We start from the raw sequence: 14,235 nt of genomic DNA, 5'->3' as shown, positions 1-14,235 counted from the left end.
TATCGAGGGTTGGAAGAATCAGGAACGCTGCAATTTGGCCTGCTGCATCTTGCTGACCAACTCGGCCTCGGCCTTGCTCAAACCGCAAGACTGGGTCAAATCATCCACGCTGGCGCCCATGCCCGCCAGCCGCGCAGCCTGGGTAAACGACAGGCTACTGGGGTCACGCTGCTCAATCTGATTGAGCTTGTCCGGTAACGGCGCGACAACCCTGCGCAACTCATGCAACTCCTCGCCCATCTGCACACTGCCGGTCAGGTAGGCATCCAGACGCCGGCTCAGCTCCTTGAGCCGGCGATCACGCACCGCATCACGCTCGCCTTGCAGCTTGATGGCATCACGCAACTGCCGGGTCAGCCAGATGCATGCGCCTACCAGCCCCAGGCAGACCAGGGCCAGCGCGATCAGCAGCGCATCAAACATGGCCTAGATGCTCTCCAGCTCGGACCACTCTTCTTCGCTCATCATCTTGTCCAGTTCAACCAGAATCAGCAGCTCGCCGTTCTTGTTGCACACGCCCTGGATAAACTTGGCAGACTCATCGTTACCGACGTTAGGCGCGGTTTCCACTTCGGATTGGCGCAGGTAAACCACCTCGGCCACGCTGTCGACCAGAATACCGATCACCTGCTTGTCCGCCTCAATGATCACGATACGAGTGTTATCCGTGACTTCACTGGAATCGAGGCCGAAACGCTGACGGGTGTCGATCACCGTGACCACATTGCCGCGCAGGTTGATGATGCCCAGCACATAGCTCGGAGCCCCCGGTACCGGAGCAATCTCGGTATAGCGCAGGACTTCCTGAACCTGCATCACGTTGATGCCATAGGTTTCGTTGTCCAGGCGGAACGTTACCCACTGCAGGATCGGATCTTCAGCGCCTTGTGCAGAACTTTTCTTCATGTCCCTAGCCTCGTCATGAACCGCTCGCGGCGGCAATCGCGGGTGTATGCCCCGCTGTCATTACTATAGATGCAAAGCTGCGCACATCGCACAGCCTGGCGTCATTCAGTGAACCCGGTTGGCTGCCATGCGTTTGGCCGCACCACTGGCGATCAGCTCAGCCAGGGATGCGATGTCCAGCAAAGCGCACATATGTTCAATAACCGTACCCGCCAGCCAAGGACGCTGAGTGCGCAGGCTGCGCCATTTGACCTCGTTGGGATCAAGACGAATCGAGCGACTGACCTGATGCACAGCCAGCCCCCACTCATAGCCTTCAACAGAAATCACATACTGCAGACCTTCGCGAAAGTCATCGCGGTAACGATCCGGCATCACCCAGCGCGCAGTGTCCAGCACCTTCAGATTGCCGGCCTGACAAGGCAGTATGCCGAGAAACCAGTCTGGCTGGCCAAACAATGGCGTAAGTTCCTGGCCCTCCAGAGGATAAATCGAACCCAGGCACACCAGCGGCACCGCCAAGGTCAACCCGGCAACATCAAACAACAGGCATTCAAAAGGCCCTTGAGCCCATTCAGGACGCCCCTGATGCAATGGCTCCGGCACCACTTGCGGCGCAAGCTGCACAACCTCAACCACCACAGCAGTTTCAACCACCTCCTGCGGCGGCTCGACCTGAACGTCAATCTGCGGTGCCGGCATCTCGATGGTGGGCAGCACCAATGGCCGCGGCGCGAGCTCAGCCAATGGTTTGACTGGTACAGCTTGCACCTGTGGCATGCTGCGAGCATCGCGCACCTGCTCCTCCAGCACCGCGGCCTCGAATTCATCGAGCGTGATGCTTTCGGCAAACTCGACCGCAGCCTCCTGCAGCAAGCCGTCCAGATAGGACTGTAAGGCCAGTTGCGAACGTGTAGCAGTGGCTAGGGAACGACTCATGAATACAACCCACAATAACAATCTGTACAGACTATCGGCCGCGCTAGCGACAGACTTGAGCCTATATCTTCAGCATAGCCGTTCATCTCAGGCGACCTGTGCGGCAATTTGCTGCGATAACAGGTGCTTGAGCAAGGCCCGGTAGGCAATTACACCACGGCTATTGTTGTCGAACGTTGAAGGTGTAACGCCTGCCCGGCTGGCGTCACGCAAGCGCGTATCCACCGGAATGTACGCCGGCCATAGATGCTCAGGGTAAGTATTGCGCAACACCCGCAGTGTCCCCATGGAAGCCTGGGTACGCCGATCAAACAGGGTCGGCACAATGGTGTACGGTAACGCCTGCTGACGCGAACGGTTGATCATCGCCAGGGTATTGACCATCCGTTCCAGGCCTTTGACAGCCAGGAACTCGGTCTGCACCGGAATCACCAGCTGCTGGCTGGCGGCCAGAGCATTGACCATCAACACGCCGAGCAAGGGCGGGCTGTCGATCACCGCATGATCGAAGTCCTGCCAGAGCTGAGCCAGACTCTTGGCAATCACCAGGCCCAGACCACTCTGCCCTGGCGACTGGCGCTCAAGTGTGGCCAGCGCAGTACTCGAGGGCAGCAGCGAGATCCGCTCATCACTGGTGGGCAACAGCAATTGCTGCGGCAAGCCACGAGGCACACTGCCCTTATGCTGAAACAGGTCAAAGCTACTGTGTTCCAGGCTGTCCGGGTCATGCCCGAAATAGCTGGTCATCGACCCGTGGGGATCGAGGTCGACGATCACCACACGCTTGCCGGCATCGGCCAACAGACCTGCCAGAGCGATTGATGTGGTGGTCTTGCCGACTCCACCTTTTTGATTGGCTACTGCCCAGACTCTCATCGTTATCATCCTCCCGGTGCAGCTGCAGCCTGACCGAGAACGGGGCCACCCTTATGGGGCCGGCGACGGGGGATTGACGGCACCCGCTTGCGGGGCCGGCGCTGCCGGGGCTGGTGCAGGTTGCGTGCCAGCCCGTTGCAAAGCCGCATCGGGTTTGGCATTAGCGCTGCCGACACCACTCACACTGCGGCGCACATCTAGATTGCGCGAGATTACCAACACGACCCTGCGATTGCGCCCACGCCCCTCGGCCGTGGTGTTATCCGCGACAGGCTGGAACTCGCCATAACCGACTGCCGCCAACCGACTGGGGTTGACCCCATCCATAGTGAGCATACGCACGATACTGGCAGCCCGCGCGGTAGACAGTTCCCAGTTGGTCGGGAACTGAGCCGTCTGAATCGGCAGGTTGTCGGTAAAGCCTTCCACGTGAATCGGGTTTTCGTATGGTGCCAAAATTTTGGCTACCTTCTCGATAATGTCAAAAGCCGCATTGTTAGGCATGGCATCGCCGCTGGTGAACAGCAGGCTGGAGCTGAGCTCAATCTCGATCCACAGCTCATTGCCACTGACCTTGAGCTGTTCGGACTGAATCAAGTCGCCAAATGCCTCACGCACGCTGCTGGCAATGCTCTGCAGGTCATCGGCGGATGACTGCGCGCGCTCCTCATCCACCAGCGAACGATCCGGTTCAGTGGTGCGTGGCCGCTCCTCACCCACCGGAATCGGCTTGATCGCCCGATCAGGCTGATTGAACACCCCGGTCAGACTGTCAGAAAGAATCTTGTACTTGCCTTCATTGATCGAGGAAATCGAATACATGACCACAAAAAACGCGAACAGCAAGGTGATGAAGTCTGCATAGGAGACCAACCAGCGCTCGTGGTTTTCATGTTCTTCTTGGTGACGCCTGCGGGCCATTATGGTGTCCCCATCAATCCATAAAGCCTTGCAGCTTCAATTCGATGGAGCGCGGATTCTCACCCTCGGCAATCGACAGGATGCCTTCGAGCAACATCTCGCGATAACGCGATTGACGCTGGGCAATGGCCTTGAGCTTGTTGCCTATGGGCAGCAGCAGGAGGTTAGCAAAACCCACGCCGTAGATGGTGGCGACAAAGGCTACGGCAATCCCGGCACCCAGCTTGCTCGGGTCCGCCAAATTACCCATCACGTGAATCAGGCCCATCACAGCGCCGATAATGCCAATAGTCGGCGCGTAGCCGCCCATGCTTTCAAAGACCTTAGCGGCCTGGATATCCCGGCCTTCCTGAGTGTACAGATCGACTTCGAGAATGCTGCGAATGGCCTCAGGCTCCGCACCATCAACCAATAGCTGTAAACCTTTGCGGGCGTAAGGGTCGGCTTCAACATCCGCCACCGCTTCCAGGCCAAGCAAGCCTTCTTTGCGCGCAGTCATGCTCCAGCCAACCACCCGGTTGATGCCGCCGGCAAGATCCACACGCGGCGGAAAGAAGATCCAGCTGATGATGGCCAGAGCGCGCTTAAACACATTCATCGGTGCCTGCAAAAACGCCGCTCCCAGGGTGCCGCCGATCACGATCAGCGCAGCAGGCCCATTGAGCAGAGCCGCAGCGTGGCCACCTTCCAGGTAGTTGCCACCGAGGATGGCGACAAAGGCCAGGATGACCCCGATAAGGCTCAGTACATCCATTAAATGCAGGTCTCCGCCAGGTGCCTGCCAATATCATCCAGCGGGTAAATGGCGTCGGCCAGGTTGGCTTTGACAATGGCCATGGGCATGCCATAGATCACGCAGCTGGCTTCGTCCTGCGCCCACACCTGGCTGCCACCTTGCTTGAGCAGGCGCGCACCTTCACGACCGTCTGCGCCCATACCGGTCAACACCACCGCCAGCACCTTGTCGCCATAGGACTTGGCTACCGAACCAAAGGTGATATCAACACAGGGCTTGTAGTTCAGGCGTTCATCGCCAGAAAGGATCTTCACCACGCCACGCGCATCGACCATCATCTGCTTGCCGCCAGGCGCCAGCAGCGCCAGGCCTGGACGCAACACATCACCGTCCTCGGCTTCCTTGACGCTTATACGACAGAGCTTGTCGAGGCGCTCGGCAAAGGCCTTGGTAAAGGCCGCTGGCATATGCTGGATCAGTACAATCGGCGCCGGAAAGTTAGCCGGCAACTGGGTCAACACACGCTGCAGCGCCACCGGGCCACCTGTCGAGGTACCAATCGCCACCAGTTTGTAGGACTTGCGCTTAGGTGCAGCACTGGCAACAGCCGGAGTGGGCGCCGCAGCTGGACGTGCCAAGGTGCTGGTGGTAGTCGCCGGACGGGCTGCTGGCTTGCTTTGCGCAGCAGGTGTCGCGACAGGCGCAGCCACAGGAGGCGGGCTCAGGCTGCGGCGATTACTACGGGCAATGGTGTGGATTTTTTCGCAGAGCAGCTGCTTGACCCGCTCCGGGTTGCGCGAAATATCCTCGAAATTCTTCGGCAGGAAATCCACCGCACCGGCTTCCAGCGCATCCAACGTCACGCGCGCGCCTTCGTGGGTCAGCGAGGAAAACATCAGCACCGGCGTCGGACAGCGCTGCATGATGTTACGCACGGCCGTGATGCCATCCATCATCGGCATCTCGTAATCCATGGTGATTACGTCAGGCTTGAGCGCCTGCGCTTGCTCGATGGCTTCACGACCATTAGTGGCAGTACCGATTACCTGAATATTCGGGTCGGCTGAAAGAATTTCCGACACGCGCCGACGAAAAAAGCCGGAGTCATCAACCACCAACACCTTAACAGCCATAAACACTCCTAAGCGGCGCGACAGATAGCTGCGCCGCTAACAATCAGATACGCCGCGCGTAACGTTTGAGCATGCTCGGCACGTCAAGAATCAGGGCAATACGTCCATCACCGGTGATGGTCGCACCCGACATACCTGGAGTGCCCTGCAGCATTTTGCCCAGCGGCTTGATCACCACTTCTTCTTGACCGACCAGTTGATCGACTACAAAGCCGATACGCTGACTGCCAACGGTGAGAATCACCACATGCCCCTCACCCTGCTCCACATGAGCAGCGCTGCCGATCAGCCAGCGCTTGAGGTAGAACAGCGGCAAGGCCTTATCACGCACGATGACCACTTCCTGACCGTCAACCACATTGGTTCGCGACAGGTCGAGGTGGAAAATTTCATTGACGTTGACCAGCGGGAAAGCGAACGCTTGATTGGCCAGCATCACCATCAGTGTCGGCATGATCGCCAAGGTCAGCGGCACCTTGATCACGATCTTCGAGCCCTGGCCCTTTACCGAGAACACATTGACCGTGCCATTGAGCTGGGAAATCTTGGTTTTCACCACGTCCATGCCCACACCGCGACCGGACACATCTGAAATTTCGGTCTTGGTCGAGAAACCCGGAGCGAAAATCAGGTTGTAGCATTCGAACTCATTGAGACGATCGGCTGCGTCTTTATCCAGCAGACCTTTTTCCACCGCTTTGGCGCGTAGCACATCCGCGTCCATGCCCTTGCCATCGTCAGAGATCGACAAGAGGATGTGATCGCCCTCTTGCTCGGCGGACAGTATCACCTTACCGCCACGCGCCTTACCAGAGGCCTCACGCTCTTCCGGGGTTTCAATACCGTGGTCGACTGCGTTACGCACCAAGTGGACCAGCGGATCGGCCAATGCCTCGACCAGGTTCTTGTCGAGGTCGGTTTCTTCACCAACCAGCTCCAGGTTGATCTCTTTTTTCAGGTTACGCGCAAGGTCGCGAACCAGACGCGGGAAGCGCCCGAAGACCTTCTTGATCGGCTGCATGCGGGTTTTCATCACCGCAGTCTGCAGGTCGGCCGTTACCACATCCAGATTGGACACTGCCTTGGACATGGCTTCGTCGGCACTGCTGGCCCCCAGGCGCACCAGTCGGTTACGCACCAGCACCAGTTCGCCGACCATGTTCATGATTTCATCCAGCCGTGCGGTATCGACCCGCACAGTGGTTTCTGCCTCGCTGGGCGCCGCAACCTTCTCAGCTGCTGGCGCGGCGGCCGGTGGCGTAGAGGCTTTGACAGGCTCTACCTTGGCAGCGGGTTTAGCTGCGGCCTTGACCGGTTCAGCAGGCTTGGCAACCGGCGCGGGAGCAACGGGCTTGATCGCTTCAGGTTCGACAAACTTGCCTTTGCCGTGCAGCTGATCAAGCAAGGCTTCGAATTCATCGTCGGTGATATCACCACTCGGTGCATCAGCTGGCTCGGCCTTGGCCACCGGTGCGGCAGGTGCTGACACAGGTGGCGGAGCAAACTGACCTTTGCCATGCAACTGATCAAGCAACGATTCAAATTCATCATCGGTGATTTCATCGCCGCCCGCGGCAACTGGCGCAGCCGCGACAGGTGCCGCTGGTGCAACAGCAACGTCAGGCGCTACAAACTGACCTTTGCCGTGCAGCTGATCGAGCAAGGACTCGAACTCATCATCGGTAATCTCATCACTGCTGGCGGCGCTGGGCGCTTGCGCCGGAGACTCATCCAAGGCCCCCAATAACTGCTCGAACTCGCTGTCGGTGATATCGCCAGTGGGCTCTTCGACTGCAACCTCGGCTTCAGGCTCAGGCTCGGCGTGCGCTTCAATCGGCGCAGCCTCTTCAGCACCTGCCGGCTCAGCCAGGCGTGCCAGGGCGGCAAGCAGCTCAGGAGTAGCAGGAGTCAGATCAGTGCGCTCACGGACCTCGGTAAACATGCTGTTGACGGCATCCAGTGCTTCCAGCACCACATCCATCAAAGCGGAGTCGACGCGCCGCTCACCCTTACGCAGGATGTCGAAGACGTTTTCTGCGATATGGCAGCATTCCACCAGCTCGTTGAGCTGGAGAAAACCGGCACCACCTTTAACGGTATGAAACCCGCGAAAAATAGCGTTGAGCAGATTCATGTCGTCCGGGCGACTTTCCAGCTCTACAAGCTGTTCGGACAGTAGTTCAAGAATCTCGCCGGCCTCTACCAGGAAGTCCTGGAGGATTTCTTCATCGGCGCCGAAGCTCATAAGACGTGCTCCTAAAATCCCAGACTGGAAAGCAGGTCGTCGACATCATCCTGATTGGATACGACGTCTTCACGCTTATCGGCATGAATCTGCGGACCTTCACCACGGGAAGGCTCTTTTTGTTTTTCTTGTTCGGCGCGGAGCAACTCATGGTTGTGCTCAATGCCGGCAAACTGGTCCACCTGACTGGCCATCAACACCAGCTTCAGCAGGTTGCTTTCCACCTCGGTAACCAGCTGGGTTACTCGCTTGATCACCTGCCCAGTCAAATCCTGATAGTCCTGAGCCAGCAAAATATCGTTGAGGTGCCCAGACAGTTTGGCACCGTCGCGCTCGCTACGCGCGAGAAACAGCTCAACACGCTTGGCCAGTTCACGGAAACCATCGGCGCTCATCTCGCGGCGCATAAAGCGTCCCCAATCAGCGCTCAGGCTCTGCGCCTCATCACTGAGGTCGTTAACCAGTGGGGCACTCTGCTCAACCAGATCCATGGTGCGATTGGCCGCTTTTTCGGTCATCGTTACCACGTAATTCAGCCGTTCGGTGGCATCGGTTATTTGCGAAACCTCCGTGGCATGCGGCATATGGGGGGCGAGCTGAAAATTGACGATGGCGTTATGCAGCTCACGGGTCAGCTTGCCGATCTCGTGATACAAACCACGGTCACGCGCTTTGTTGAGCTCATGTATCAACTGTACCGCTTCACCAAAATTGCCTTGTTCCAGGCTGTCTACCAGTTGGCGAGCGTTGTGTTTCAGGCTCGACTCAAGGTCACCCTGAACGGAATCTTTATGTTCCATAGCACCCTCATGGCAGACATCAGCCGTTGACCCGTTCGAAGATCTTTTCAATCTTCTCTTTCAGCACCTGGGCAGTGAACGGTTTAACTACATAACCGTTAACCCCAGCCTGGGCTGCTTCAATGATCTGATCGCGCTTGGCTTCTGCGGTGACCATCAACACCGGCAGAGTTTTCAGGCGCTCGTCTGCACGCACCGCGCGCAGCAGGTCGATGCCTGTCATGCCAGGCATGTTCCAGTCGGTCACCAGAAAGTCGAAACTGCCGCTCTGCAGCATGGGCAGCGCGGTGACGCCATCATCGGCTTCCGCTGTGTTGGTGAACCCCAAGTCACGCAGGAGGTTCTTGATGATCCGTCGCATCGTTGAAAAGTCATCAACGATGAGGATTTTCATGTTCTTGTCCAAGTCGACCTCCGTACAGTCCCAAACGCACCCAGCAACCTGCGTGCGCTTTTAATCGTGAAACCGGCCCAGCGTTAGCGAAACAACTCAATGTGCACGCCACTCACCCAAACGAGCGCGTAAACGAGCGGCACACTGACTGTGTAGTTGGCTTACACGTGATTCGCTAACCCCCAACACCTCGCCGATCTCTTTAAGATTCAGTTCTTCATCGTAATATAGCGCTAACACCAGGCGTTCGCGCTCCGGCAGGTTGGCAATGGCATCTGTCAGGGCCGCCTGAAAGCGTTCATCTTCCAGATCACGAGAAGGTTCGAGGTGGTTGCTGCCAGCGTCTTCACCCAGCCCACCGTGTTCGCCGTCCTGAAGCAGGTCGTCGAAACTGAACAGGCGGCTGCCTAAAGTGTCGCCCAGAATGCCGTAGTAATCCTCGAGACTCAATTGGAGTTCGGCCGCAACCTCTTGATCTTTAGCGTCTCTGCCGGTTCTGGCCTCAATTATTCGAATTGCGTCGCTGACCATGCGGCTATTGCGATGCACCGAACGCGGCGCCCAGTCACCTTTGCGCACTTCATCAAGCATTGAGCCGCGAATGCGAATACCGGCGAACGTCTCGAAACTGGCACCTTTGTTGGAGTCGTATTTTTTTGACGCTTCAAGCAGACCGATCATCCCGGCCTGAATCAAATCGTCGACCTGCACATTGGCCGGTAGACGGGCCAACAGGTGATAGGCAATGCGTTTGACCAGGGGCGCGTAGCGCTCGATCAACTGGTGCTGGGAATCCTGCGCCTGCGCCTTGCTATACATACGAAGTCCAGAGGCTGCTGTCATATGGCCGTGTCCGCGATCGGTTGCTGCACCAGACGCTCAACGAAAAACTCCAAATGACCGCGCGGGTTGGCCGGTAACGGCCAGGCGTCGACTTTCTGGGCTATCGCCTTGAACGCCAGCGCGCACTTCGAGCGCGGGAAGGCTTCGTAGACCGCGCGCTGCTTCTGCACGGCCTTGCGCACTGACTCATCGTAAGGCACTGCACCTACATACTGCAGGGCAACATCGAGAAAACGGTCAGTGACTTTAGTCAGCTTAGCAAAGAGGTTGCGACCTTCCTGCGGGCTATGAGCCATATTGGCCAGTACCCGGAAACGGTTCATGCCATGGTCGCGGTTGAGCAGTTTGATCAGCGCATAGGCGTCGGTAATCGACGTAGGCTCATCACACACAACCACCAGCACTTCCTGAGCGGCGCGAACAAAGCTGACTACACCATCACCAATACCGGCGGCAGTGTCGATAATCAGCACATCAAGATTGTCGCTGATATCACTGAACGCCTGGATCAAACCTGCATGCTGCATGGGTGACAGCTGCACCATGCTCTGGATACCAGACGCGGCCGGCACGATACGAATACCGCCCGGCCCCTGCAGCAATACATCGCGCAGTTCGCACTCGCCACTGATGACGTTTTCCAGGGTGCGTTTGGCGCTCAGGCCAAGCAGCACATCGACGTTGGCCAAGCCCAGGTCAGCGTCCATCAGCATCACCCGGCGACCAAGATCGGCCAGGGCCAACGCCAGGTTCACCGAGACGTTGGTCTTACCGACGCCACCTTTGCCGCCGGTCACCGCAATCACCAGTACGGGATGCATACCCATATTTCTACACACCTTGTCTAACTTCGACTGGAGCCACTTGGCCGGCTAAGCGCGGTTCAATTCCAACAGCCCGACGCTTAGCTGACGCGTCGGGTGGGTTGCTGGTAAAGGCCGGCAAACATCTCCGCCATCGTATCCTCGCTTGGGTCCTGGCTAGCCTGCAGCCCTACGGCCCGGCTCACCAGTTGATGACTGCGGGGAATCTGCAAGTCATCGGGAATGCGTGGCCCATCAGTGAGATAGGCTACCGGTAGACGCTGGCTAATAGCCAGTCCTAAAACCTCACCCAGACTGGTAGCTTCATCCGCTTTGGTCAGGATGCAGCCAGACAATCCGCAGCGCTTATAACTATGGTAGGCGGCTTTCAGCACTTGGCCCTGACTGGTAGCGGCCATTACCAGATAATTTTTTGCATTGACGCCGCGGCTGGCCAGTGCTTCCAGTTGCATGCGCAGGGCTGGATCGTTGGCAGGCAGGCCGGCAGTGTCGATCAGCACCACACGCTTACGCGCCAGCGGGGCCAAGGCCTGAGTCAACGACTGGCCGGGATCGACCAGGGTCACCGGAACATTGAGGATGCGCCCCAGAGTCTTGAGTTGTTCCTGAGCACCAATGCGGTAGCTGTCCAGGCTTACCAGTGCAATATGCTGCGCGCCGTACTTGAGCACGTAGCGAGCGGCCAGTTTGGCCAGCGTAGTGGTTTTGCCCATGCCAGCCGGGCCGACCAGGGCGATCACGCCGCCCTCCTCCATCGGTTCCTGCTTCGGCGTTTTGATCGCGTGGGCCAGATGCGCCAGCACCATGCGCCAGGCCTGGCGAGGTTCGGTCACAGTGCTGACACGCTCCAGCAGCGCTTTCGACAATTCGACCGACAACCCCATACGCTGCAGGCGGCGCCACAGATTGGCTTGCTGTGGGCGGCGGTTTTGCAACTGGCCCCAGGCAATCGAGCCCAGCTGCACTTCAATCAGCTCACGCAGGCCGTGGAGTTCGAAACGCATGGCATCCAGGGCGCGCTGATCGGTTGCAGCAGGCACTGCCTGAGGTTTGCGCATCACGGCGGCCAAGCTGTCAGCCGGCTGGCTCGCAGCGGCGCCAAACAGCTGGCGGTCCTTGCCGGCATCCACCTGGGTGCGGGTGGTAAGTTCCGCCTGGGCCGTGGCGATTTTTGCCTGGGTCTTGCGCAGCTCGGCTTCCAGCGCCGGGTTGGGCTGACGGGCTGGCGCGGCAGGCACCTGATAATCCAGCGCGGCGGTCAGCTCGACACCGCCGGCAACCCGGCGATTGCCAATGATCGAGGCATCGGCACCCAGCTCATCACGCACCAGCTTCATGGCGGTACGCATATCGGCGGCGAAAAAGCGTTTGACCTGCATGGCCTGTAACCTCGGTTAGTTCTGCCCCACCGTCGCAACGATGGTGACCTGCTTGTTATCCGGAATTTCCTGGTATGCCAGTACATGGATACTCGGAACCGCCAGCCGCGCGAATCGCGAGAGCATCGCCCGGACCGGACCGGCCACCAGCAGAATCACTGGCTTGCCGAGCATTTCCTGGCGCTGCGCCGCTTCCACCAGGGAACGCTGCAGCTTCTCGGCCATGCCAGGCTCCAGGAAGATGCCCTCCTCGGAGCCTTGACCGGCCTTCTGAATACTGTTGAGCAATATCTGTTCCAACCTGGGTTCCAGGGTGATCACAGGCAGCTCAAGCTCTAGTCCCACAATGCTTTGCACGATTGCGCGGGCCAACGCGACGCGTACCGCAGCCACCATCGCGGCGGGATCTTGACTCTTCACCGCGACATTGGCGATGGCCTCGGCGATGGTGCGGATATCGCGCACCGGCACCTGTTCCTGCAACAGGCTCTGCAACACCTTGAGCAGGGTCGACAGGGAAATCATCCCTGGCACCAGCTCCTCGGCCAGCTTGGGCGAGCTCTTGGCCAACAATTGCATAAGCTGCTGCACTTCCTCATGCCCGAGCAGCTCGTGCGCATGCTTGTGCAACACCTGGTTGAGATGGGTCGCGACTACGGTGCTGGCGTCCACCACGGTGTAGCCGAGGGACTGCGCCTGATCGCGTTGAGTCGGGTCAATCCACACCGCCTCCAGACCGAATGCCGGGTCTTTGGCGGCGATACCGTTAAGCGGACCGAACACTTGGCCAGGGTTGATCGCCAGCTCGCGATCCGGATACACCTCGGCCTCGGCCACACTGACGCCCATCAGGGTCAGACGGTAGGCATTGGGCTGCAGATCAAGGTTGTCGCGAATATGCACCGAGGGCATGAGAAAGCCCATTTCCTGGGAGAGTTTCTTGCGCACGCCCTTGATCCGCGCCAGTAGCTGGCCACCCTGGTTACGGTCTACCAGCGGGATCAGGCGGTAGCCCACTTCCAGGCCGACCATATCCACCGGCGTCACGTCGTCCCAACCCAGCTCCTTGACCTCTTGAGCCTTCTGCGCTGGCAGTAATTCCTGCTGACGCTGAACTTCCTTGATCTCATTTTCCTTGGCTGCACGTTGCTTGTTCGCTATCCAGTACGCGGCACCGGCAGCGACCAGACCCAGGCTGATAAAGGAGAAATGCGGCATGCCGGGCACCAGGCCCATGGCAATCATCACCGCAGCTGTCACCGCCAGCGCACGCGGGGAAGCGAACATCTGCCGATTGACCTGGGCGCCCATGTCCTCGGAGCTGGAAACACGGGTCACCATGATTGCTGCGGCAGTCGACAGCAACAACGAAGGAATCTGCGCCACCAGGCCGTCACCGATGGTCAGCAGGGTGTAGATGCGCCCGGCGTCGGTAAAGCTCAGGTCATGCTGAAAAATACCGATGGCGATGCCGCCGATCAGGTTGATAAACAGAATCAGCAAACCCGCTATCGCATCGCCGCGCACGAACTTGCTGGCACCGTCCATGGAGCCGTAGAAGTCGGCTTCCTGGGACACTTCGGAACGGCGCTTCTTGGCTTCTGCTTGGTCAATCAAGCCGGCGTTCAGGTCGGCGTCAATGGCCATCTGCTTACCGGGCATGGCGTCCAGGGTAAAACGTGCGCTGACTTCGGAGATACGCCCGGCACCCTTGGTTACCACCACAAAGTTGATGATCATGAGGATGGCGAACACCACGATACCGACCACGTAGTTACCGCCGATCACTACCTCACCAAAAGCCTGGATCACCTTGCCGGCAGCATCATGACCATCCTGACCATTGAGCAGCACCACCCGCGTGGAGGCGACGTTAAGCGCCAGACGCAGCAAGGTTGCTGCCAGCAGAATGGTCGGGAATACCGCGAAATCGAGCGGGCGCAAGGCGTAGATCGCCACCAGCAATACCACGATCGACAGGGCAATACTGAAGGTGAACAACACATCGAGGAGAAACGGCGGAATCGGCAGCATGACCATGCCGAGCATGACCAGCAGCATCAGCGGAATGCCCAGGTTGCCCTGCTTCAACCCCGACAGGTTGTTGCGCACATCACCGATTATTTGCGAGCGATCTATTGCCACACCACTACCCCAGCCAATTCAATCTTTTGACGCGAATCGCGTCTCTGGGGAGGGTTTTGCAAGAAGCTGTCCAACTTTGCCAGGCCGAGTAAAA

The 14,235-nt window shown here is 58.4% G+C and carries 14 protein-coding genes; all 14 read right to left on the bottom strand.

The window, feature by feature from the left end:
* Window positions 1–18 precede the first annotated feature (18 nt).
* Window positions 19–423, bottom strand: a complete 405-nt coding sequence (locus BLW24_RS15980) for a DUF2802 domain-containing protein (protein ID WP_090383903.1) — start codon at window positions 421–423, stop codon at window positions 19–21.
* Window positions 424–426: 3 nt separating this feature from the next.
* Window positions 427–906 carry a chemotaxis protein CheW gene (locus BLW24_RS15975; RefSeq protein WP_090383900.1) on the bottom strand — a complete coding sequence of 160 codons (480 nt, stop codon included), beginning with the start codon at window positions 904–906 and terminating at the stop codon, window positions 427–429.
* A 105-nt stretch (window positions 907–1,011) separates the two neighbouring features.
* Window positions 1,012–1,845: a CheW domain-containing protein gene (locus BLW24_RS15970; RefSeq protein ID WP_090383897.1), complete on the bottom strand. Its 834-nt coding sequence runs from the start codon at window positions 1,843–1,845 to the stop codon at window positions 1,012–1,014.
* An 87-nt stretch (window positions 1,846–1,932) separates the two neighbouring features.
* The gene (locus BLW24_RS15965; protein ID WP_090383890.1) at window positions 1,933–2,721 is read right to left on the bottom strand and encodes a ParA family protein; all 789 of its coding nucleotides are present in this window, start codon (window positions 2,719–2,721) and stop codon (window positions 1,933–1,935) included.
* Window positions 2,722–2,772: 51 nt separating this feature from the next.
* On the bottom strand, window positions 2,773–3,642 hold the full coding sequence (gene motD / locus BLW24_RS15960) for a flagellar motor protein MotD (protein WP_420874999.1): 870 nt from the start codon (window positions 3,640–3,642) through the stop codon (window positions 2,773–2,775).
* A 13-nt stretch (window positions 3,643–3,655) separates the two neighbouring features.
* Window positions 3,656–4,396 carry a flagellar motor protein gene (locus BLW24_RS15955; protein ID WP_090383884.1) on the bottom strand — a complete coding sequence of 247 codons (741 nt, stop codon included), beginning with the start codon at window positions 4,394–4,396 and terminating at the stop codon, window positions 3,656–3,658.
* Window positions 4,396–5,511, bottom strand: a complete 1,116-nt coding sequence (locus BLW24_RS15950; protein ID WP_090383880.1) for a protein-glutamate methylesterase/protein-glutamine glutaminase — start codon at window positions 5,509–5,511, stop codon at window positions 4,396–4,398. Before BLW24_RS15950 ends, BLW24_RS15955 begins: the two co-directional genes overlap by 1 nt.
* 43 nt (window positions 5,512–5,554) lie before the next feature.
* Window positions 5,555–7,756: a chemotaxis protein CheA gene (locus BLW24_RS15945; RefSeq protein ID WP_090383877.1), complete on the bottom strand. Its 2,202-nt coding sequence runs from the start codon at window positions 7,754–7,756 to the stop codon at window positions 5,555–5,557.
* 11 nt (window positions 7,757–7,767) lie between these two features.
* Window positions 7,768–8,556, bottom strand: a complete 789-nt coding sequence (locus BLW24_RS15940) for a protein phosphatase CheZ (RefSeq protein ID WP_090383874.1) — start codon at window positions 8,554–8,556, stop codon at window positions 7,768–7,770.
* 19 nt (window positions 8,557–8,575) lie between these two features.
* Window positions 8,576–8,950 carry a chemotaxis response regulator CheY gene (locus BLW24_RS15935; RefSeq protein WP_178091816.1) on the bottom strand — a complete coding sequence of 125 codons (375 nt, stop codon included), beginning with the start codon at window positions 8,948–8,950 and terminating at the stop codon, window positions 8,576–8,578.
* A gap of 96 nt (window positions 8,951–9,046) precedes the next feature.
* The gene (fliA, locus tag BLW24_RS15930) at window positions 9,047–9,793 is read right to left on the bottom strand and encodes an RNA polymerase sigma factor FliA (protein WP_090383866.1); all 747 of its coding nucleotides are present in this window, start codon (window positions 9,791–9,793) and stop codon (window positions 9,047–9,049) included.
* Window positions 9,790–10,620, bottom strand: coding sequence for a flagellar synthesis regulator FleN (gene fleN / locus BLW24_RS15925; RefSeq protein ID WP_090383860.1), 831 nt, complete (start codon window positions 10,618–10,620; stop codon window positions 9,790–9,792). Before fleN ends, fliA begins: the two co-directional genes overlap by 4 nt.
* A gap of 77 nt (window positions 10,621–10,697) precedes the next feature.
* On the bottom strand, window positions 10,698–11,996 hold the full coding sequence (gene flhF / locus BLW24_RS15920; protein ID WP_090383854.1) for a flagellar biosynthesis GTPase FlhF: 1,299 nt from the start codon (window positions 11,994–11,996) through the stop codon (window positions 10,698–10,700).
* A 15-nt stretch (window positions 11,997–12,011) separates the two neighbouring features.
* The gene (gene flhA / locus BLW24_RS15915) at window positions 12,012–14,135 is read right to left on the bottom strand and encodes a flagellar biosynthesis protein FlhA (RefSeq protein ID WP_090387764.1); all 2,124 of its coding nucleotides are present in this window, start codon (window positions 14,133–14,135) and stop codon (window positions 12,012–12,014) included.
* Between the last annotated feature and the right edge of the window lie 100 nt (window positions 14,136–14,235).

Source organism: Pseudomonas anguilliseptica (assembly GCF_900105355.1).
Classification (GTDB): domain Bacteria; phylum Pseudomonadota; class Gammaproteobacteria; order Pseudomonadales; family Pseudomonadaceae; genus Aquipseudomonas; species Aquipseudomonas anguilliseptica.
The sequence above is the reverse complement of the archived record's forward strand: the minus strand, read 5'-3'. Positions and strand labels throughout refer to the sequence as shown.